General features: G+C 49.2%; 21 protein-coding genes. 13 read left to right on the forward strand and 8 right to left on the reverse strand.

Annotated elements, in window-relative coordinates; all coding sequences use genetic code 11:
• Positions 1-39: 39 nt before the first annotated feature.
• The 3 genes from SPIBUDDY_RS05545 (at position 40) to SPIBUDDY_RS05555 (ending at position 3755) form a co-directional block, all read left to right on the forward strand.
• Positions 40-777 (forward strand): pseudouridine synthase, encoded by a 738-nt coding sequence (locus SPIBUDDY_RS05545; RefSeq protein WP_013606773.1) that lies wholly within the window; start codon positions 40-42, stop codon positions 775-777.
• Positions 778-792: 15 nt separating this feature from the next.
• Entirely contained in the window at positions 793-1902 is a 1110-nt protein-coding gene (locus SPIBUDDY_RS05550) for an aminopeptidase (protein ID WP_013606774.1), read from the forward strand.
• Between the two features lie 164 nt (positions 1903-2066).
• Positions 2067-3755, forward strand: a complete 1689-nt coding sequence (locus SPIBUDDY_RS05555; RefSeq protein ID WP_013606775.1) for an ammonium transporter — start codon at positions 2067-2069, stop codon at positions 3753-3755.
• Positions 3756-3797: 42 nt separating this feature from the next.
• On the opposite strand, the gene purU is transcribed toward SPIBUDDY_RS05555, so the two are convergent.
• From purU to SPIBUDDY_RS05580, 5 genes are all read right to left on the reverse strand, one after another.
• On the reverse strand, positions 3798-4670 hold the full coding sequence (purU, locus tag SPIBUDDY_RS05560; RefSeq protein WP_013606776.1) for a formyltetrahydrofolate deformylase: 873 nt from the start codon (positions 4668-4670) through the stop codon (positions 3798-3800).
• Between the two features lie 11 nt (positions 4671-4681).
• The gene (gene xseB, locus SPIBUDDY_RS05565) at positions 4682-4891 is read right to left on the reverse strand and encodes an exodeoxyribonuclease VII small subunit (protein ID WP_013606777.1); all 210 of its coding nucleotides are present in this window, start codon (positions 4889-4891) and stop codon (positions 4682-4684) included.
• 2 nt (positions 4892-4893) lie between these two features.
• Positions 4894-6090 carry an exodeoxyribonuclease VII large subunit gene (gene xseA, locus SPIBUDDY_RS05570; RefSeq protein ID WP_013606778.1) on the reverse strand — a complete coding sequence of 399 codons (1197 nt, stop codon included), beginning with the start codon at positions 6088-6090 and terminating at the stop codon, positions 4894-4896.
• Positions 6083-6748 carry a hypothetical protein gene (locus tag SPIBUDDY_RS05575; protein ID WP_013606779.1) on the reverse strand — a complete coding sequence of 222 codons (666 nt, stop codon included), beginning with the start codon at positions 6746-6748 and terminating at the stop codon, positions 6083-6085. The genes xseA and SPIBUDDY_RS05575 overlap by 8 nt, the downstream gene beginning before the upstream one ends.
• A gap of 67 nt (positions 6749-6815) precedes the next feature.
• Entirely contained in the window at positions 6816-6983 is a 168-nt protein-coding gene (locus SPIBUDDY_RS05580) for a DUF362 domain-containing protein (RefSeq protein ID WP_013606780.1), read from the reverse strand.
• A 517-nt stretch (positions 6984-7500) separates the two neighbouring features.
• Here SPIBUDDY_RS05580 and SPIBUDDY_RS05585 point away from each other — a divergent pair.
• Complete coding sequence (locus tag SPIBUDDY_RS05585) at positions 7501-8715, forward strand: GGDEF domain-containing protein (RefSeq protein ID WP_013606782.1); 1215 nt, start codon at positions 7501-7503, stop codon at positions 8713-8715.
• On the opposite strand, the gene SPIBUDDY_RS05590 is transcribed toward SPIBUDDY_RS05585, so the two are convergent.
• Together SPIBUDDY_RS05590 and SPIBUDDY_RS05595 are read right to left on the reverse strand one after the other, a co-directional pair.
• Complete coding sequence (locus tag SPIBUDDY_RS05590; RefSeq protein WP_013606783.1) at positions 8712-9284, reverse strand: 4Fe-4S binding protein; 573 nt, start codon at positions 9282-9284, stop codon at positions 8712-8714. The two genes, SPIBUDDY_RS05585 and SPIBUDDY_RS05590, sit on opposite strands and share 4 nt — an antisense overlap.
• Positions 9281-9523, reverse strand: coding sequence for a hypothetical protein (locus SPIBUDDY_RS05595; RefSeq protein WP_013606784.1), 243 nt, complete (start codon positions 9521-9523; stop codon positions 9281-9283). Before SPIBUDDY_RS05595 ends, SPIBUDDY_RS05590 begins: the two co-directional genes overlap by 4 nt.
• 159 nt (positions 9524-9682) lie before the next feature.
• Between SPIBUDDY_RS05595 and SPIBUDDY_RS05600 the strand changes: the two genes are divergently transcribed.
• The 9 genes from SPIBUDDY_RS05600 (at position 9683) to SPIBUDDY_RS05640 (ending at position 20151) form a co-directional block, all read left to right on the forward strand.
• Positions 9683-12007 carry a DNA topoisomerase III gene (locus tag SPIBUDDY_RS05600; RefSeq protein WP_013606785.1) on the forward strand — a complete coding sequence of 775 codons (2325 nt, stop codon included), beginning with the start codon at positions 9683-9685 and terminating at the stop codon, positions 12005-12007.
• 502 nt (positions 12008-12509) lie between these two features.
• Entirely contained in the window at positions 12510-13562 is a 1053-nt protein-coding gene (locus SPIBUDDY_RS05605; protein ID WP_013606786.1) for a TAXI family TRAP transporter solute-binding subunit, read from the forward strand.
• Positions 13563-13643: 81 nt separating this feature from the next.
• Entirely contained in the window at positions 13644-15557 is a 1914-nt protein-coding gene (locus SPIBUDDY_RS05610) for a TRAP transporter permease (RefSeq protein ID WP_013606787.1), read from the forward strand.
• A 117-nt stretch (positions 15558-15674) separates the two neighbouring features.
• Positions 15675-16691: an aspartate-semialdehyde dehydrogenase gene (locus tag SPIBUDDY_RS05615; RefSeq protein WP_013606788.1), complete on the forward strand. Its 1017-nt coding sequence runs from the start codon at positions 15675-15677 to the stop codon at positions 16689-16691.
• A 34-nt stretch (positions 16692-16725) separates the two neighbouring features.
• Positions 16726-17901 (forward strand): NAD(P)/FAD-dependent oxidoreductase, encoded by a 1176-nt coding sequence (locus SPIBUDDY_RS05620; protein ID WP_013606789.1) that lies wholly within the window; start codon positions 16726-16728, stop codon positions 17899-17901.
• A gap of 12 nt (positions 17902-17913) precedes the next feature.
• Positions 17914-18219 (forward strand): (2Fe-2S)-binding protein, encoded by a 306-nt coding sequence (locus tag SPIBUDDY_RS05625; protein ID WP_013606790.1) that lies wholly within the window; start codon positions 17914-17916, stop codon positions 18217-18219.
• Positions 18203-18523 (forward strand): (2Fe-2S)-binding protein, encoded by a 321-nt coding sequence (locus SPIBUDDY_RS05630; RefSeq protein ID WP_013606791.1) that lies wholly within the window; start codon positions 18203-18205, stop codon positions 18521-18523. The genes SPIBUDDY_RS05625 and SPIBUDDY_RS05630 overlap by 17 nt, the downstream gene beginning before the upstream one ends.
• 3 nt (positions 18524-18526) lie before the next feature.
• On the forward strand, positions 18527-19618 hold the full coding sequence (locus SPIBUDDY_RS05635) for an NAD(P)/FAD-dependent oxidoreductase (RefSeq protein WP_013606792.1): 1092 nt from the start codon (positions 18527-18529) through the stop codon (positions 19616-19618).
• A 5-nt stretch (positions 19619-19623) separates the two neighbouring features.
• Positions 19624-20151 carry an NADH-quinone oxidoreductase subunit I gene (locus SPIBUDDY_RS05640; RefSeq protein ID WP_013606793.1) on the forward strand — a complete coding sequence of 176 codons (528 nt, stop codon included), beginning with the start codon at positions 19624-19626 and terminating at the stop codon, positions 20149-20151.
• Here SPIBUDDY_RS05640 and dapB read toward each other — a convergent pair.
• Positions 20148-21362: a 4-hydroxy-tetrahydrodipicolinate reductase gene (dapB, locus tag SPIBUDDY_RS16000; protein ID WP_013606794.1), complete on the reverse strand. Its 1215-nt coding sequence runs from the start codon at positions 21360-21362 to the stop codon at positions 20148-20150. The two genes, SPIBUDDY_RS05640 and dapB, sit on opposite strands and share 4 nt — an antisense overlap.
• Positions 21363-21671 lie beyond the last annotated feature (309 nt).

A 21671-nucleotide genomic window follows, 5' to 3' on the forward strand; every position in this document is an offset into this window, starting at 1 on the left:
TACTGCCTAAAGTGGATTTCTTTGGTATATTGATTGGGTATGGATATTGTTTCAACGCCGACGCTCGTCTATGAAGACCCCTATATTCTGGTCGTGGATAAACCTGGGCTGCTGCCCACGGTTCCCCTCAAGGATGATCCGCCCGATAAGCCTACCTTGCTGGGGATGGTTGCCCGCTCCTTTCCGGAGGTCCTTTGTGTCGAGGGAAAGAATGCTTGGGAGGGTGGTGTGCTTCACCGCCTCGATACACCGACCAGTGGTTTGGTGGTCATAGCCAGAACCAAAGAGGCGTATGCTTCCTTGCAGGCGATCGGGAAAGCTGAACTCTTTGTGAAAGAATACCAATGCCAAAGTTCAGCACCACAGTCAATTTCACTTCCTGCCTTCCCTCCCTTTCCGTACGAGGATCCAGTTGCCTGCGGTGGACGGGAAGTTACCATTGGAAGTCTTTTCAGACATTATGGGGATAATCGCAGACAAGTGAGACCGGTGCTTGCAGACAGTCCCAAACAGTTGCTCGATAAATCCACCGGTGCTTGGTATATGACCAGGGTGTGGTATGCAGGAGAAGGAAAGGGAGCGAAGCTTTTCACCTGTAGGCTTACCTCGGGGTTTCGCCACCAGGTCAGGGTGCATATGGCATGGAGCGGCCATCCGATCGACGGCGATGCCATCTATCTCGGCAAGCAGCAGCCAAATCTGGCACTGCGGGCCGTTGCCGTTGAGTTTCCCCATCCGGTGACATCACAAAAAATGGAAATTCGAATAGATACGTAAGAGAGGAGTATATTCATGGCAGATCCAAGAGAACAGAAGTTGGCAGAACTACTTGTCCAATATTCGGTACACCTTCAGAAGGGTGAATCGTGTCTTATCAACGCAGTCGATATTCCAACCAGCATGACTGAGGCCTTGATCAAGGCTGTCTATGCTGTAGGGGGGTATCCGGTGGTCAACCTGTGGAACCAGCGAATCGAGCGTGCGATGTGTGAGAATGCAACGCAGGCTTCCTTGGAGAAGTGGGCTGATGTCGATGTGTACCGCATGAAGCAAATGGATGCCTTCATCGGTATTCGCGGTATTGCAAACGTGAGAGAGCTGGCGACCATTCCTGAGAAATCAAATTTGGCAAGCACGTATTACAACACCCCGGTGCATATGAAAACACGGTTGCCGCACACCAAATGGGTGGTTCTGCGCTATCCGACCGAGATCATGGCAATGCAGGCAGGTCTGGGAACCGTGGAATTCGAAGAGTTTTTCTACAAGGTTTGCACCCAGGTCGATTATGCTGCCATGGCCTCTGCAATGGAAGAAGCCAAAACCTTTTTGGATACCGTCGACCAGGTGCACATCAAGGCAAAGAATACTGATTTGACTTTTTCGGTCAAAGGTATGCCCTGGATTCCCTGTGCAGGCCGGATGAATATTCCCGATGGCGAAATCTATTCCTGCCCGGTCAAGGATTCAGTACAGGGAACGATTACCTACAATACCGAAAGCACCTATCACGGTCACTGCTTCAAGGAGGTGAGTTTCACCTTCAAGGATGGGAAAATCGTACAAGCCCATGCCGATGACGATGCACTGTTGAACGATATCCTCGATATTGATGAGGGAGCCCGTTACATCGGTGAATTTGCCTTGGGTTGCAATCCCGGTATTCTCAAACCTATGGACAACACGCTCTTCGATGAGAAGATTTTCGGGTCGATTCACTTCACCCCGGGCAACGCCTATGACGATTGCGACAATACCAACCGTAGCTCAGTGCACTGGGATCTGGTGCAGATCCAAAGGCCCGAATATGGCGGTGGTGAGATGTATTTTGACGGAGTTCTGGTTCGTAAGGATGGTGTATTCGTACATCCGAAGCTTACCTGTTTGAATCTTTCGCTGTAAAGCCGATTGACACAGAGTGCAAAGCTCTGGTACAACAAGGCAAACGTCAAGGGCGATGTGGAGCAATCCGCATCGCCCTTAGTCATTTCAAGCCCGTTGGGCTTCGTACAAAGGTGTGCGGTGATTTTCACTGCACGCCTCTTTTTTTGTTTTGGAGGGGATGTATGTACACTTCGGTAGACACGCTCTGGGTCCTGTTGGGTACGGCGCTCGTGTTTTTCATGCAAGCAGGTTTTGCCATGGTGGAGACCGGTTTCACCCGGGCGAAGAACGCCGGCAACATCATCATGAAAAACTTGATGGATTTCTGTTTGGGCAGTGTGGCCTTCTGGGTTGTAGGATTTGGCCTCATGTTCGGCCTCGGCAAGGACGGTCAGACACATCCGCTGTTCGGTATGCTGGATTTTTTCATTCTCCGAGAATACGGTTCCGCCATCCCTTCCTATGCGTTCATCATGTTTCAGACAGTCTTCTGTGCTACGGCTGCGACCATCGTCAGCGGTGCAATGGCTGAGCGTACCAAGTTTGTTTCGTATTGTGTCTATTCGCTGATCATCAGTGCCTTGATCTATCCGGTCAGCGGCCACTGGATATGGGGCGGCGGTTGGCTCGCCCAATTGGGTTTCCATGATTTTGCCGGTTCCACCGCGGTGCATATGGTTGGCGGGGTGGCGGCTTTCTGGGGGGCCAAACGCATCGGAGCGAGAATAGGCAAGTATGATAGTGAAAAACGAGCCCAGGCAATTCCCGGCCATAGTCTGACCCTCGGTGCCTTGGGTGTGTTCATCCTTTGGTTCTGTTGGTTTGGCTTCAACGGTGGTTCCACCCTTGGTATGAGCTCGGATGCCAGTCAAGTCAGTGCATCTGCAATATTCTTCAACACAAACCTGGCTGCGGCCATGGCAGCATGTGCAACCATGCTCCTTACGTGGTGGCGGTACAAGAAACCCGATGTTTCCATGACGCTCAACGGCGCTCTGGCGGGTCTGGTTGGTATTACCGCCGGCTGTGACGCTGTTTCTCCCTTAGGTGCTGCCGCCATCGGCCTTATCAGCGGGGTTGTTGTTGTCTTCGCCGTTGAATTCTTTGAGAAAGTGGCTCATATAGACGATCCTGTGGGAGCCATTTCCGTACATGGCATCTGCGGGGCGCTTGGAACACTCCTTGTAGGCTTGTTCGCCGTTGATGGTGGCTTGTTCTATGGCGGTGGGTTCACCCTTTTGGGAATCCAGGCGTTGGGAGTAGGTTCGGTAGTGCTCTGGGTCTCTGTTACCATGGTATGTTTGTTCATCCTGCTGGAGAAGACCGTCGGCTTGAGAGTGTCCCACTCCGAAGAAATTGCAGGTCTGGATCTGAAGGAACATGGGCTATGTTCAAGCTATGCCGATTTCATGCCTGCCGTCCCATCGGTGCTTGGATCTGGTGTTCCTGAGGATGTGGCAATTCCTGTTGTCGAGGTTCCTCCGATGCAAAAGAGCAGCCGTGAGGCTCCTCTGACCAAGGTGGTCATAGTCAGCCGGCAGAGCAAGTTCAACGAGCTCAAGGAGGCTTTGAATGGAATCGGGGTCATGGGTATGACGGTTACCCAAGTCATGGGTTGCGGCATGCAGAAGGGGCAGAAGGAGTATTACCGAGGGGTAGCCGTCTCTCCCACACTGCTTCCGAAGATGCAGCTGGAGACGGTGGTAAGCAAAGTTCCCGTGCGTTCAGTCATTGAGGCTGCCAAGAAAGCTTTGTATACCGGACATATCGGGGATGGCAAGATTTTCGTCTATACCGTAGACAATGTAATCAAAGTCCGCACCGGTGAGGAAGGATATGATGCACTGCAGGATGAGATACTTCCTGACTGAACCTAGCATGAGGAAGGGGGCCGATCGGCCCCCTTTCTTACTCTATCGCTCTACATCGAAGACAACGGTACGGTTCTTGAACATGATGATTCTGCTCTCGAGGTGAGCCTGCACTGCTTTGGCCAGCACCCTGCGCTCGACATCCTTTCCCACATCCCTGAGGCCGTTGGGGCTGAGCTCGTGGTTTACCCGCACTACATCCTGGTCGATGATCGGCCCCTGGTCGAGCTCCTCGCTGGCATAATGGGCTGTGGCGCCAATCATTTTTACCCCACGCTCATATGCCTGCCGGTAGGGATTCGCCCCTTGGAACGCGGGAAGGAAGCCATGGTGGATGTTGATGATTTTTCCCTGCCATTGATGGGTGAACGCAGGGCTCAAAATTTGCATGTAGCGGGCCAGGACGACCAAGTCGATATCAAAACGCTTAAGCAAAGTCATTACCTTTGCTTCCTGCTCAGCCTTGCTCTCATTGGTGACGGGCAGGTAGTAGAAGGGGATACGGAACTGGTTTGCAATCACTTCCAAATCGGGGTGGTTGCTGATGATCAAGGAAATATCACACTTAAGGTCGCCTTCGTTCTTGCGAGCTATCAAATCATACAGGCAGTGGCTGGTTTTGCTGACCATGATGGCCACCCGCGCATTGTAGTCACTGTAATGGCACTCCCATGTCAGGTTGTACTGGTTTGCAAACGCACCAAAATCCTCTTCGAGTTCCTTGCGGGTGGTCTTCAGGTCGTGCATGTCCAGCTCGATGCGCATGAAATAGCGGCCTTCTATGTTGTCGGTATGCTGCTGGCAGTGCACAATGTTGTAGCTGCGCTGGAAAAACCAGGTCGAGGTCGCACTGAGTATGCCCTTGCGATCCTCACACTGGATGAGGAAGATGATTTTCTTCTGGTTGTCTGTCATGAATGGTGCCTCTATGCTAGGGATGTAATTTCAGCTTCCTGGGGATTTTCGCCCAAAACAATCTCAACACTTCGCTTTGCCTCTGCCAATGCCTTTTCCAAGGCTTTGGCTAGGCGCATTCCCTCTTCGAACAAAGCAATGCTCTCTTCAAGAGAGGTGTCGGAGGCATTGAGCTTTTGGGCGATCTCCTCAATTCTGGAAATATCAGTTTCAAAACTCATTGTCACTCCTTTACCAGCGCCTTGCGTTTTCCGTCGGCGAATGTCAGCGTAAGCATGGATCCCGGTTCGGCTTGCTCCTTGGATGCAACGAGCTTGCCTTCCTGGTTTTGTACGACCGTATAGCCTCGGGCAAGTATAGCAAGGGGGCTGAGGGCTTGCAACTCTCTGATGGCAAGTTCCACCCGGGCGTCATGGCTTTTAAGGAGTTGTTTTTGTGCAATGACCAAATTGTTGCCTGCGTTGGCAAGCAAGTACTCCTTGGTGCTGATAATATTGCTGATTCTCACCTGCATTGCCTTGGTGTCAAAACGCTTGACCTTGCTCTCAGCTAGAAGAAGCCGACTTTGCATGCTTTTTTGCAGTTGCTCATACAGGTTTTGTACCTGATTTCGGTAATCCATGTACCCTTGGCTGACCAATTCCGCAGCAGCGGAAGGGGTGGGAGCCCTTAAATCGGCTACGAAATCCGAGAGGGCCCAGTCGATTTCATGCCCTACAGCGCTGATGATGGGAATCTGTGAGCAATGGATTGCCTCGATTACGCACTCTTCGCTGAAGGGCAACAGGTCTTCGATCGAGCCGCCGCCGCGTCCGACGATCAACACGTCGCAGAGCAGCAAATCATTGGCTTGGAGGATGCGGTTTGCGATCGATGGTGCAGCACTCTCTCCCTGTACAGTGGCAGGAAGAACCAGAATGTCGAGCGAGGGAGCCCTTCGCCCAAGGATGTTCAATATATCCTGCAGCGCTGCTCCGGTTGGGCTGGTCACCACGCCGACCCGAAGAGGCCGCTTGGGGATGGGTTTCTTTGTTTTCTCGTCGAAGTACCCCAGCGCTGCATACTGGCGCTTACGCATCTCCAGCATTGCCAAGAGTTGTCCGAACCCGGACTTCTCCATGCTTTCACATTTAAGCTGATAGGTTCCCCGTGCCCCGTATACATCCAGGCTTCCGGTCACCGTTACCTTGTCACCCTCCTGGGGGGTGAAATCCACCTTCCAGGTTGAGCCTTTGAACATGACGGCGCTGATGGAACAGGTTTCATCCTTGAGGGTGAAAAACCAATGGCCGGTGGAGGAGGGGCGGAAATTGGAAATCTCACCGGTAACCTTGAGTCCGTAAAAGCCTTGCTCCAAGGTCTGCTTAATCAGACTGGTAAGGTCGGAGACCGAGAGTTCGGTTTGTAGTAAGCTATCCATTCGCCTGCTCCTTGCTCTGCTTCCGGTGTCCAAGTCTGTGCATTTGATTCAGAATTCCCAGAAAAGCAAGGATGGCCCACAAGGCGAAAAAGAGCCAGAATCCGAGATACCAGAATTGGGAGAGCAGGTAGGCAACGATCAGGGAGCCTGCAATGGCGCTTTCCAGGGCCATGTAGGAGGTGAACCTGATCAGGCAGTAGGCGAGTATGATGACCTGCAGAATCAGAAAGATGACGAAACTGGTTTGCAGAGGCAAAAAGCCCAGGATAAGCAGGAAAATGACCAAACCCATGCTCACACCGGTAAAGGAGGCGACCACCAACTGCAGGGAATTCGATTTTGTTCGTGAGAGGTAAAACAGCAATAAGCCGCCGACGCTGAAGGAAAGCAGATTGATCAGCACACCCGTATAGTCCTGGGTATTGAAAATAACATTCCAAAGTTCGGTAAGGGGGGTGGGGGAAGCGAGGCTTTGCAGGAGGGATTGCTGTTGGGAAAGCAGGAGGGCAATGGCAAGAAAAACCAGGCTGCCCGCAAAGATGCTGCGGATGCTTACCAAGAGGCGCTTGGCAACATAGCCGTAGAAACAGAGGAAAAACCCGAGCAATAGCCCGATGAACATCACCGGAGCCGAGAGTGTCATACCATCACCTTGCATGCATTATCCTTGTATGGAAAAAAAAAGAGACAGCACAAAACGCTGTCTCTCAACCAAGCTGGTTGGCTTAGCCCTGGATGATAGCTGCTGTGGGGCAGACATCGGCACAAGTGCCGCAATCGATGCATGCATCAGCGTCGATTACATAGATATCGCCTTCAGAGATAGCACCGGTAGGGCACTCGGGCTGGCAGGTTCCGCAAGCCACGCAAGCATCAGTGATTTTGTAAGCCATGATTATTGACTCCTTACTTCGTTTTCGTTGCTTCTGACTATATACCGGCTTTGCTTGCAAGTCAAGGAATTTGAAAAAGCTGTACTATCAGTACAATAGAAATCAAAATTAAAAACTATAAGTATGAGTACAAACCATTTTATTGCTGACTGTTCGCACGTATTCTCAATATATAAGTATCTCATATATTTCTTTGTTGCAATAGGATTGTACACTACTTGAATCTGACTTGGCTGTGACGCTCTTTTCTTGTATCCTATGCATAGCGGCGAAGTCCGGGGGCTAGTACGCCTTCCGAGTAGCCTAGGGCCCTCTCTGGTGGAGGGTCTTATTATATGAACTTCGGCCGTGCTGCTGACACAAAAGAGTACAACACATTGTAGCTCATTTTGAACTCTGCAAAGGCCTTGTATGGTTTGCATTTCCTCAGGATACCCTACTGCATGAAAAACCTTTACTTAGTGTGAGGCGGCTTCTATAGTTAAACCACTGCTATGCATAATGAGGTAACTCGCCTATGGTGTTTCCTTACGACCAACCCACCATCACTTTCTTCAGCCTGTTTTTCTATGCGATGTTTGCTCTCTTCTATTTCTCTCTTTGGCTGGGCAATCACAAACACGTTGCAGGCTTGGGGTATTGGACCGTCAATCTTGTATTGCAAGTTCTGGGAAAAAGCCTTGCTGTCTCTGCTCTCATACCCAATGCCCAGGTTGCAACCATTTTGGGATATCTGCTGATAAGCTGTGGTGCGATTTTCTTCTACTTTGGACTGGCAGCTTTTACGGGTACTGCCATCAATAAGAAATTCTACTACGTATTATTCTTTGTAGTGGCATCGATAATCATCTGGAGCGTCACCAGCGTAACCAATGCATATGGTCGTTCACTGGTCTATGGATTGTTCGTGCTGCTTATTTCCCTCAGATACCTATCAATTATTTGGAAAAACCTGAGGATCAATCCATGGTTTTTCAGGCCATTTCTTCTTTTGTTTGTTTTATACAGCATCCTAACTCTTTTCAATATTGTAAGAATTTCCATGGATGGAATCTTCTTGCTGCGAGGCGAACAATTGCGCACCTTTGATTCTTCGTTGTTGCGCATTAGCCAGTTTCTCACCCTCGCGCTGCTTAGCGGAGTCAACTTTTGCGTACTTATGCTGACTAATAACAAATTGCTCTCCGATTTGGCTGAGGAAAGTCAGCAGAAGGATACCATCATGCAAAGGCTGAAAATTTCCGCCGAGCATGATGGACTTACCGGATTACTCAATAGGAACACCACCGATAGCTATTTGTCATCAGTGTTGGACCAGATGGAAGTCAGCTTTCAATGCATGGTGAACATGGTTGATATCGACAACTTCAAAGCCATCAACGATACCTATGGGCATGAAACGGGAGATTTGGTGCTCGTAAACCTTGCAGCCATATTTTCTCGAATTATTCGCAAGCAGGATACGGTCGGTCGATGGGGTGGCGATGAATTTCTTTTCATACTGCAGGATGTCTCCATCGAAGAAGCTCCCGAACTGATCCGGCGGCTTCATGACGGGGTGTCAACCTTCGATTGGTCGAGCAACTTACACATCCCAAACCTCAAGATTGGCATTTCAAGCGGGTATACATTTTGTAGCGGTAAGGAATCAAAAAAAGATATTCTTCGGACAATAGACGTGCATCTCTATACTGCAAAACAAAACGGAAGAAATCAGTCAGTCGGCCCCTAAGGCTTCATTTTTCGCTGTACTCTCAGTGTTGCATCACTGATCGTCCCAATCGGACAGACTGCACACCAAATCCTGGGTCTATAGATGCGTGAGAGCACCAAGGCAAGGATGGTTGTCGATGCCATCATGCCATAGAAGCGGTAAGAGAGGTGCATAAGAAACAGGGGAGCTTGGAAGGTAATGAGCTGGGGCAGGCTGAAGAGCTTAATAGCGATGAAGAGCCTGATGTATTGCATTGCTTCCATCCTGAGCATTGCCACCTGGATGGTGGAGCCGGTAATGAAGAGCAAGTTCAGTCCAAAGTACCAGAGCATGATGCCCCTGAGTTTGCCACTCGTGATCAAAGAGGGATTCTTTCTCCAGTTTGTCTTTTTTCCTGCGGCATCGAGCAGGCTTGCACGGGGACAGTAGGTCTGACACCAGAGTTTCTTTTTCGCCTTGGCAAGCAGGATGAAGGGAAGGACCATGCACAGTAAGGCAAGGTTGGCGAAAAGGATGGAAACGAAGCCGAGTGCAAAGTAGGAGAGGGTAATGATGAAGAGGTTGGGCAGCAAACCTTTTCTGTTCATACCTTCTCCATCACCAATGCCTTGGGAAAGCAATAACGGGTGCATTTTCCACAATTGATGCAGAGAGCTCGGTCAGCCGTTGGGGCTTTCTGGCCTTTTTGGCTCAATGCCCCGACAGGGCATGCAGAGACTGCAGGACAACGGTGGTTCTGCGGGCAGCGATGTTTGAGAATATTCAAAGTTTTTGGGGTTTTGTCAGGTGTTTTGAAGCCAAACAGTGAAGCAAGCGTGAATGCCATAAAGTCCTCCCGGGTATTGCTCGTACCATAGCGAAAATACCGGATTCTGTCAAATGATTGTTAATAGCAACAATTGTGTATGACAATTAACATTGGTTTTTCTCCCTTGCCACTTCCTCATTCTTGGTTATATAGTCAAGCAGAGTGGAGGAGTGAGCATTGAAAAAGCTTGTACTTGCTGAAAAGCCGAGTGTTGGAAGAGAGTTGGCACGTGTTCTGAATTGCTATAAACGGGAAACCGGATATATAGAAGGCGAGCACTACATCGTCACCTGGGCCTTGGGACATCTGGTGGAATTGGCACAGCCGGCAGCGTACAGTGAACGCTATAAGCGATGGTCGCTGCGTGATCTCCCCATGCTGCCCCCTGTTTTGCAACAGGAAGTCATCGAGCAGAGCAAGGACCAGTTTGCAGTGGTAAAAAGCTTGATCAAGCGCCCCGATATCGAGAGTCTGGTCATTGCAACCGATGCCGGACGCGAAGGGGAATTGGTAGCCCGCTGGATTATGAAGCTTGCAGACTATCAAGGCCCAGCGCACCGACTATGGATCAGCAGCCAGACTGAAGGGGCCATTAAGGAAGGGTTTGCCAACCTCAAGGAAGCAAGCTTGTATGACAACCTGTACAAGGCAGCCGAAAGCAGGGCCGCCGCCGATTGGTATGTCGGTATGAATGTCACCAGAGCCCTAACCTGCCATTACGATGCAAAGCTTTCCGCAGGCAGAGTACAGACTCCGACTTTGGCCCTCATGACCAGGCGTGAAGATGAGATTGAAGCTTTCAGCGGACAATTCTATTGGACACTCAAGGCAGATTTCATCCATTTCAGTGCTTCCTATTATCCAACGGAGGATACGATCAGGATCACCGAGGAGGCAACGGCCAAGGCTTTGGAGGCCTCACTGGTCGGCAAGCAGGGAAGGGTGGTGAGTTTGGAAACGGTACAGAGGAATGAACAGCCTCCACTTGCCTATGACCTGACCGAACTGCAGCGCGATGCAAACAACTTACTTGACTTCAGTGCCAAACAGACATTGGATGTGCTGCAGGCCCTGTATGAGCAACATAAGATAGTTACCTATCCGAGAACCGATAGCCGTTACATCACCACCGATATTGTAGCTACGCTTCCCGATCGCCTCCGTTCCCTGGCGGACACACCATTCGCTCCTCTCTGCAGTGGTTTTGTCAAGGACGGGTTCCGTGTAGACGAGGAGCGCTTTGTCCAGGATCTGCAGGTAACCGATCACCATGCCATTATCCCAACCGAACAACGGGTGAATCTATCAAGGCTCAATGCCCAAGAAAAGGCTCTCTGGGAGTTGATAGTTCTGCGCTTTTTGGAAGTGCTCAGTCCCGATTACATCTACCAGACCACTACCTTGATAGCCGAGGTTGAGGAAAGCCGGTTCAAGACCCGGCTCACCATCCCTGTCCAGCAAGGGTGGAGAAGTGTAGCCACCTTGATCGGCAAGCGAAGCGCCCAGGCTTCATTGGGCGAGGAGGATGAGGCAAGTCCTGCCTTGTTGAGCCTGAAGCAGGGTGATGGACTTACCATTTCATCGCTCAAGCTCAGAAAGCTTGCCACAACCGCTCCCTCCCGCTATACCGAAGCAACCTTGCTCTCTGCCATGGAACATGCAGGACGGTTTGTCGATGACGCAAAACTGAAAAAGCGGCTGTCCAATGGTTTAGGTACTCCTGCCACCCGCGCAGATATTATTGAGAAGCTGATCCAGAACCATTACATCGAGCGGGCAGGCAAGGAACTGGTTCCCACCCCAAAGGGAAGGGAACTGGTTCGCCTTGCCCCGGAAGAGCTTCGCTCACCTGAATTGACCGGTCGTTGGGAAGAGAGACTTGGCAATATCGCAGAAGGGAAAGAGAATGGCGATTTGTTCATTCAGGATATCAAGCGTAATGCTTCAGCCCTGGTTACTCAGGTGACCGGTAGCAGCGATGTCTTTTCGCCGCATTTTCCCGACGCCAAGCAGTGTCCCTACTGCAAAACACCCATGATGAAGGTTGTTGATGAGATCGGGCAGAATCACTATCTCTGCCAGAAGCTTTCTTGCAGTTATGAGGAGATGGAAGTCAAGAAACGAGTACCAAAACCCCAAGCTGCAAAGCCGGTGGAACCGGAAAAGAAAATGGTGGTCAAGGTTAAGGCAGTCGAAACCGACAGTGTGAAAAAACGGGTGGTAGTGAAAAAGAAGGCTCCCGTCCAAGCTTTTTCCCTGCCTGATGAAGTTGAGGCTCCGTCCTATACGTGGGAGACGGTCATCGAGGTGGTAAGGCCAAGCAAACTTGCTTTCCGCGCAGAGAGGAATGAACGGCCACCTGAAAACAGGGGTGGGTGGAGATCCCCGGTTCAATCGTCACATCTGGTGGAGCAGACTCCTTCCGAGGGTGGAAGCTTTGCTGATTTTCTTAAGCTGAATGAAGAAAGAAAGAAGCGCGATCGCGATAAAAAGCGTAAGTAATCGGAACTAATTACTAAAAGCACGGGTATTTGCGTGAGCCAGTGCCGGTGCTTTTAGTGTACTGTCTTTTTGGTGTCTCCAACCAATCAACTAAAGCACATTGAAACCCTATTTGTTATCTTTTTTAAGAACAAGACTACTGGTTTACAAAGTTACAGTTTGCATTTTCCGTTGACCCCCAAATACAGAGGTTTCCGACCTTTCAAGCCAGTTCTGGTTTATTGCTCCTGTAAATCAAGTGCATGCATAGGTACGGTTCCTCTTCATCTATCCTTCAGATATTTCAATCCCTGCGTTTTTCCTCTGGGTAGCCACTGCTCTCATGTAGCAAGGGATAATCCTATAGTTGCTGTCTGGAAGTGATAATTTTCATACAATACATATTGTTGGTTTAGAAAATATTGCGTTGACAACTGGCTCAGCCATGCTAAGATATAGTCGCTACTCACACTATAAGAAGTAGCAAATATGGACACATGCGTCACTACTACAGGAGGAAGACATGAAAAGGAACCGAACAGGTTTACTAGTGCTTGCGTTGATACTGGTATCAGGGTTGCTCTTTGCGGCTGCGCAGGCTGAGACCGCTTCTCCGACGGCAGGAGGAATGGAGCCACTCAAGGCGGCCACGTATTCGTGGACAGCTGGCGGAATGGGCGGCGGTTGGTACACACAGGCCGGAGCAATGTCGGCAATCGTGAAAAACACATTCCCCGAAATTACTATCAAGGTCATTCCTGGTGGTGGAACAGCAAACCCGCTGGCCGTCGATCAGGGCAAAGATGATTTTGGTTGGGGAGTAGGGTATGTCGACAAAGCAGCGTACAATGGCGTCGCTCCTTTGTATGACAAAGAAGTCAAGAACATCAGAGGCCTTTTGGGCGGATTCTCGGTGGACTTCTATCACTTCTTAGCCGCGAAATCGACGGGAGTAAACACCATCGACGAATTTGCAGCGAAAATCAAGGCTGGAGAGAAACTCAACGTTGCCGCTCCGATGCCGGGAACCAGTGAACGTGCCCTTACCACGTTCATCCTCGAAAACTACTATGGTATTTCGTACGAACAAATTGAGAAAAATGGTGGCAAACTGTTCCAGGCAGTATACGGGGATATGGTCAACTATTATAAGGACCGACACGTTGATTACGTTATTGCTTGTCTCGGACTCCCCGGTGCAGCAATTACTGAAATGACGATTTCAAGAGAATCCACCATTCTTGAAGCTAGCGATGATTTGATCAAATGGAGTGCCAACACCTATGGTACCGTTGCCCTCGAAAGCGGTTTGAATGTGATTCCTGCCGGCACCTACAAGGGTATTGATGCAAACAAGAAGGCTATCGGCCATTCTACTGAAATCATTGCTTCAGCCAAACTGCCCGAAACTGTTGCCTACCACTTTGTCAAAGCTCTCATTGAGAACATTGGCGATGTAAAGGCTATCAATCCTTCGTTTGGGAAGTATTTCACTGCCGAGACTGCTCCCGTTACGATGGTTCCGCTTCATCCAGGTGCAGAAAAGTATTACAGAGAAGTTGGGTTATTGAAGTAATCGAACATTGTCTATCAAAAACGGACCTTCCTAAAAGGGTCCGTTTTCAAAAATGCCTAAAACATAAGTGGGGTGGATTCTATGCGTGAATTGAAGGGATGGTTGAGGTGGTTTATCAGTTTTTGCCTTGTTGCGGTGGCCGTATTCCATTTATATACCGCAATATTCGGAGTATTTCAGCCAAGAATTCAACGTGGTATCCACCTGATGGTTCTCTTGCCGATGGCATTTATTTTATTTCCGGCTACGAAAGATAAATCACCTAAGGATCGGCCGTCTGTCTTGGATATTATCTTAGCCATTCTGGCAATTCTCCCACCGCTGTATCTTATGTTGGCGGATGCGAGACTGAACTTGCGGTATGAGTTGATCGACCCGGTCTCCATTCTTGAGACGGTTCTGGGCCTTATCAATATCATATTGTTAATTGAAGCCGTACGCCGGGTTGTCGTACCTGCAATGGCGATCCTGATTGGCGGCTTTATTGTGTACCTGGTAGCTGCACCGCTTCTTGGCGGCATTTTTTACTCAAAGCCGATGCCTATCAGCCGTATGGTTGAAATTCTCTATCTATTTACCAGTGAGGGAATCTATGGGTCCATCATTGGGGTTACGGCAACACTAGTCGCCGTATTTGTTATCTTCGGTGCGTTCATGCAGAATACGAAGACCGGAGAGTACTTTACAAACCTCGCAGTCGCTCTTGCGGGAAGATCCATTGGTGGTCCTGCGAAGATTGCCGTTATCTCAAGCGGTCTGTTTGGTTCCATCAGTGGCGTAGCCGCAGCCAACGTATATGCAACGGGTGTGTTCACCATTCCGCTTATGAAACGGTTGGGATATCGCAAGCAATTCGCCGGTGCAGTCGAAGCAGCTGCCTCAACAGGAGGCTTGATCATGCCTCCGATCATGGGTGCCGGAGCCTTTGTGATGTCGGAAATCACCGGTATTGCATATGTCCATATCATCAAGGCAGCTGTCATCGGAGCAATTTTCTATTATCTTAGCATTCTTATTAAAGTCCACTTCGAAGCAAAGAAAGAGAATCTTCGGGGCATGGATGAAAGTGAAATCATTTCAACGAAACAGGTGCTAAAAGACTCGTATCAGTTGATTCCCCTTATTCTGCTCGTCATTTTCTTGGTCATCGGGTATTCACCGTTCATGGCGGCTGTCTATGGAATACTCGCTACGTTCTTGGTGACATTCTTCAAGCGTGCCACGTGGATGACTCCCAAGAAACTGTATGAAACGTTCGAGTTGGCGGGAAAGAATCTTATCATGCTGGCAGTCACCTGTGCCGGAGCCGGAATGGTAATCAGTATTGTGACCTATACTGGTCTAGCTTTGGGAGTTGCCTCGGTCATCCAGTCTTGGTCCGGCGGTTTCTTGCTTCCTGCGTTGATGCTGATTATGGTTACATCAATATTGATGGGCATGGGTATGCCGTGTACTCCTGCCTATATCGTCGCCGTAACAATCGGCGGCCCTGCTCTGCAGGCACTGGGTATCGATGTACTGACAGCCCACCTATTTGTATTCTATTTCGCTATTCTCGCGGAAGTAACTCCTCCTGTGAGTATTGCCAGCTACTGCGGAGCTGCAATTGCAGGCTCCGACCCGCTGAAGACCGGATGGGAAGCGTTGCGCCTGGCATTGGTAGGATTCATCATCCCCTATATTTTTGTATTTAATCCTGCATTCTTGATGCGGGGAACATTCCTGGAGGTTGTCGCGCTTTGCATTCTCGTATTCTATGCCGTCATTACCATGGCGTCATCGATGCGCGGGTACTTCAATAGGATTTTGAAACTATGGAAACGATCAGCATTAGGAGCCTTGACGATAGCTATGATCATCGTTGCATGTACACCAAAAATCATGCACTCCTATACGGTTGATATTGCCATAATTATTTCCGCTATCGTTATCATAGTGTTTCTTGTCCTGGCAAAAATGAAAAAGAAGATTCTCCCGCCTGCCATGCCGGCTTGATTGAGAGAATTCGTTACCGAGTAATGACGCCATCATACAAGATGGTTTAGCTGGTTACGTGATAGGTAAAAGAACTAAAAGAATTAGTACGCGTAACCGGCAGAGAAGGTGGTACATATGAAATCTTATCGAGTTGCGATTGTTGGTGCACTTGGAGCAGTAGGTCAGCAGATGATGAAGACTCTCGAACGGTCCTCTTTGGCCGTATCTTCGCTCAAACCGCTGGATATTGAGCAGAATGCCGGGAAGCAAGTATCGTTTAGGAACAAGATGTGGACAGTCGAGACATCGGGTAAAGGAAAGTTCCTTGATGTCGATATCGCTTTATTTTCTGCTGGAGCGGAAGCAAGTGAAATACTGGCTCCGATTGCCGTTTCAGAAGGAGCGATCGTAATCGATAACTCAAGTCAGTGGCGAATGACCGATGGTGTTCCCTTGGTGATTCCCGAAGTTAACCCACAAGCATTGCGATCTCATAAAGGCCTGATCGCCAACCCCAACTGCTCAACCATTCAGATGTTGGTTGCATTGAAGCCTTTGCATGCTGCGTTTACGATCAAGCGTGTCGTAGTTTCGACGTACCAGGCTGTCTCAGGGAGCGGAGCTGCTGCAATCCGCGAATTGCGTGAACAATCACAGTCGATATTGGATGGCAAGCAACCGGTTGCAAATGTGTATCCGCATCCGATTGCTTTTAACGCAATACCCCAAATAGACGTTTTCTTGGATAACGGGTATACCAAAGAAGAGATGAAGATGGTCAACGAAACGCATAAGATGCTGGATCCAAATATTCTTGTCAGCCCGACAGCTGTTCGAATTCCGGTATTCAGAGGTCACAGCGAGTCCATCAACCTTGAGTTTGAAAAGCCATTTGAGATTGAACAGATAGTTGAGATATATAAAAAGGCCCCGGGTATACTGCTTGTAGACGATCCTGCCCAGCTTGCGTATCCGATGGCAATTAATTCTGAGGATCGCTATGAAGTCTTTGTAGGAAGACTTAGAAGAGATCCCACAGTCCAAAACGGCCTGAATATGTGGGTGGTTTCTGATAACCTTCTCAAAGGAGCAGCGCTTAACACAGTACAGATAGCCGAAAAACTGGTCGAAATGGATTTGATCAGCCGTTGATCCTGCACTCGACATACTAGAGGAGACGAAGTACATGACATATGCTGCCGACGTATTGGTTATCGGGGGAGGCATTATTGGCCTTTCTTGTGGTTTTTACCTCTCAAAACGAGGTAAGCGGGTGTTTGTACTTGATTCAGGCGGATTTGCCGACGGCGCATCCGGTGCCTGTGACGACATGATACTGTTCCAGTCCAAAAAGCCCGGGATTAATCTGGCATTGACCTTTGAAAGCTTGGAACTCTATAAATCACTGCTTACCGAGCTGGATGACGATCTTGGCTTTGCAAACATGGGTGGAATGGTGCTTATAGAAAACCAACAAGAGTTGGAGATCATGGAGGAATTCGTTGCCCAGCAACGCTCATATGGTCTGGATGTCGAGGTGATCGATAAGCGCGCGATGCTCAAGAAACAACCCTTTCTCAGTGACCATATCATTGCATCCACGTACAGCAAAATGGATTCTCAGGTAGACCCATTTTCTGTCATGCGGGGCTTTGAGAGAAAAGGTGGCTCATACGGCATGAAAGTCTTCAGGCGTAATGGGGTAGTCGGTATCGATCGCATCGGTACCGGTGATTACCAGGTTGTCACCGAAGATGGAAGTATCTATCAAGCTCCGATTGTCGTAAATGCTGCAGGAACATGGGCAGGCCAGATTGGTGAGATGGTCGGTGCCACTATACCGATCAAGCCCAAACGTGGTCAGATTATTGTGACCGAACGTATTCCCCAGATAGGTGACACCAATCTTTGGAGTGCGAAATATCTGGTAACCAAATTACGGAGTGATGTCGTTGTTGATCTCAATGAAGATGAGCGGAGCATGGGATTGTCGATGGCAATAACCCGTTCCTCCGGTGATACCTATCTGATAGGGAGTACCCGCGAGTTTGTAGGTTTCGATAAGAATACTACAATCGCGGGAATTCGAGCAATCATCAAACAGACGCTTACCTATTTGCCGAAATTGCGGGATGTCAACTTCATCCGCGCGATGGCTGGATTGCGGCCTTCGACTCCCGACGGTAGGATGCTCTTGGGTGAGCATGCCGGCATCGAAGGATTCTTTACTGCAGCGGGACACGAAGGCGATGGAATCGCACTTGCCCCGATTACCGGCAAGCTTTTGGCTTCGATGGTATGCCGGGACCCGGTCGATCATCGCTTGGACGAATTGTCGCCCAATCGATTCGCTAACCCTTAAGGAGGACCGATTATGACTGACGATAAGGATAAAGATAAGGACATGTTCATCTGCCGTTGTGAGGAAGTTACCCTTCGTGAGATAGAACAGGCAATAGACGACGGCTTTGTTACTGTCAAAGACGTCAAACGTGTGACGCGAGCAGGTATGGGCCTCTGCCAAGGGAGAACTTGCTCCAAGACCATCGCGAGAATCATTGCGCAACGTACCGGCAAGCCGCTTGAAGAGATATTACCGAAATCCTTCCGATATCCTGTACGACCCGAAAAGATGATGGCTGTCGAAAATGAGGAGTTTGACGATGCAAAGAATTCTTGATCATCCGATACTTGGTCCGCTTCCCGATGAACAGAAGGTAATCATGTATGTTGACGGCGAGCCTGTTGAAGCGCGTAAAGGGGAAATGATTGCCGCAGCCCTCATAGCTGCCGGAAAACCTTATTTTCGCAAGACGGTAAAAACCCATGAACCGCGTAGTATTTTCTGCGGCATCGGTCGTTGTACCGATTGCGTGATGACAGTCAACGGAATTCCCAATGTCCGCACCTGTGTGACGGCCGTCGAAGACGGGATGGTGATAGAGACGCAAATGGGACTTGGCGATTGGGGAGGGAAACGATAACAAATGATAGAAAGAGATATAGTTGTTATCGGCTCTGGGCCGGCGGGATTGTGTGCGGCCATTGAAGCTGCCCAAGCCGGGGCAAATGTGCTGTTGGTTGACGAAAACGCCAAGCCCGGCGGACAATTGTTCAAACAGATACATAAATTCTTCGGTTCTCGAGAACATAATGCCGGTGTCCGTGGAATCGATATCGGAACATTGTTGTTGAAACAGGCAGAAGAACTGAATATTGAAGTCTGGCTCAACACCGAAGCCTGTGGAATTTTCGACCAGGATAAAGTCTGGGTCGTGCGTGATAAAAGCAAATCAGTAACGATTCATGCGAAACGCATCATTCTGGCTACCGGAGCCAACGAGAATGCTGTAAATTTTCCCGGCTGGACACTCCCTGGCGTTATGGGAGCCGGTGCCGCCCAGACCATGATCAACATCCACCGGGTTCTGCCCGGTCAGAAAATCCTCATGATAGGCTCGGGGAATGTCGGCGTCATTGTGTCGTATCAGTTGCTTCAAGCCGGTGCACAAGTCAAGGCAGTTGTTGAAGCAGCCCCGCAACTTGGTGGGTATGGTGTCCATACCGCCAAGGTCAAACGTGCAGGAGTCCCTTTCTATACTGGTCATACCGTATTGGAAGCTAGGGGAACCGATCATGTATCGTCGGCTGTCATTGTAAAACTTGATGCTGCGTGGAAACCGATTCTAGGCACCGAATTCGAATTGGATGTAGACACCATCTGCATTGCTGCCGGTCTTACCCCTGCAGTGGAACTAGCCTTTGGAGCAGGTTGCCGCTCGGTGAACAGTCCTGTGTTGGGTGGGTTGGTGCCGTGGCATGATGAAACGATGCGTACCAGCATACCTTCAATCTATATCGCTGGGGATGTTTCGGGTGTTGAAGAAGCCAGTACTGCGATGGAGGAAGGGCGCATGGCCGGACTTTCGGCCGCCCAATCGCTTGGATTTCTTGAGGCTGCACGGTATACGTCTCGATTTGAAGCAATCAACCATAACTTGTTGGCGTTGCGTTCCGGCATGTTTGGACAAAAAAGGCGTGATGCGAAAGCAGCCATCATGGCTGCCAGGAAAGGATGAACGACATGGATTATCAAAACGATACAGAAGGAAGACTCAAGACTACCGGTGCAGCAAGCCTGGCCGAATTGCATGCGACGAAGGAATATATCCTTCCTGATGAGCGCATGAAGCATCCTGTTGCGGTAATCGAATGCATCGAGGCAATCCCCTGTAATCCATGCGAGACAGCTTGTCCCGTTCATGCCATCACGGTAGGTTCCGAGATTACCAACCTGCCGGTCATTGACATCGAAAAATGTACCGGGTGCGGTTTGTGTGTTGCGGCATGTCCGGGCTTGGCAATTTATCTCAAGCAAAAGAACTATACGACAGATTTGTCCTTCATTGCTTTCCCGTTCGAATATGTGCCGCTTCCTGAAGCGGGACAAACAGTCAACATGGTCAATCGCTACGGCCAGGTAGTATGCGAGGGAACCGTGATCAAGGTGGTGACAATCAAGCGGTTCAACCGAACCGCTATCATCCATGCTTCCTACCCAGTCAAGCAATACGAACATGTTGTGAATATGCAGAGATTGGCTCGCAACTAGATAGCAAATTCTTCCTTGATGATTCTGATTGCCTTATCGACGTCGGTGGAATGGATTGCGTACTCAATCTTATTCTCCGACGTTGTTACAGCGAAAATCGAAATATCGGCTTTTGCCATGCACGAGAATACCTTGTAAGCTACACCGGACTGGAATTCCATACCGGGTCCTTCTACAGTCAACTTCGTAATATTCTCAGAAATCGTGGCCTTGGTTTGAGCCTGCATCTCGGTAAGCTTTGCAATCACGTTTCTCGTCTTTTCCAGATCTTTGCGATTAATGGTGAACGCAATCGCGATATGTCCATTGGTTGCACCGGTATGGCTGATCATGTCGATGAATACATCGTTCGAAGCCAATGCACCGTAGAGGTCTGTCACCAGCGTCATGTCCCTGGGAATATTTTCAATCGATACCAGTATCTGTTCCGGTTGCGCCAATAATGTCGTTATTGCACTTTTTGCGGTAATCATATCCTGCATCGTATACATACCGGGTTTTTTCTCGAAAATGTAGGAAGTTGCCAAAACAGCTCCGGTGGCGAACACTTGCCGAGAAAAGGCTTGATGTGCGATGGTTATCACCTCATCTTTGCCTGCAAACGATACTTCGTGCTCTCCAACAATCGTCCCCCCGCGCAATGAGTGGATTCCCAGCTCATCGTTCTTACGCAGCGAGTCGTTGCCGTGTCGGCCGTATACGTATCTCAGTTTATTTGTCCGGCCCTCGTTAACCGAGTCAGCAAGCATTAATGCCGTACCGCTGGGTGCATCCTTTTTCAGATTATGATGCTTTTCGATTATTTCTACATCGAATTGTTCGCCCAACACTTTCGCTGCATTTTTTATCAATTGCTGGACGAGGTTGACTCCAAGCGACATACTTCCAGAACGAAATACGGGAATCTTTTCAGATGCTGCTGCCAATAAGTTCAATTCGAGAGTCTCGAGTCCGGTTGTTGCCACAACAACAGCGAGCCTACGCTCGATTGCAACGTCAAGATAGTCGTGCAGAGATTTGGGTGAGGAAAAGTCAAGCAGGACATCGGCTTCAACGGGACAGGTAAAAAGGCTCGGATACACCTGGTACTCCCGTTCGCTTGGACATACATCAATTCCTGCAACGATGCAAAGATTGTCAATTCGCTCTACCATCGTTGTGATAACTTGTCCCATCCTTCCACTGCAACCGTAAAGAATTACTCTAACCATACAAAACATCCTGTTATAATATTTGTCTATATGTTATTCTTAAAACACGAATGAATCAATAATAACATCAAAATATTTATACATTTCTATCTGATTTTCTTACGATCATGCTAGAGAGCAAAAACTAGCTGCTACACCCGCTTCTTTTATGGAAGAATCAAAAAATCCTTCATTCCGCACAATGGCCTATACAAGTGAGTAAGGTACTCATGGAATGAGGTTGCATATTGGTAGCAAGAAGATATCGCAGTAGGGGACCAAATGAGTAGGAAACGCTATTGGCTGCCTGATTAGCTATGACCCCCACCA

The sequence above is a fragment of the Sphaerochaeta globosa str. Buddy genome (assembly GCF_000190435.1).
Taxonomy (GTDB): Bacteria; Spirochaetota; Spirochaetia; order Sphaerochaetales; family Sphaerochaetaceae; genus Sphaerochaeta; species Sphaerochaeta globosa.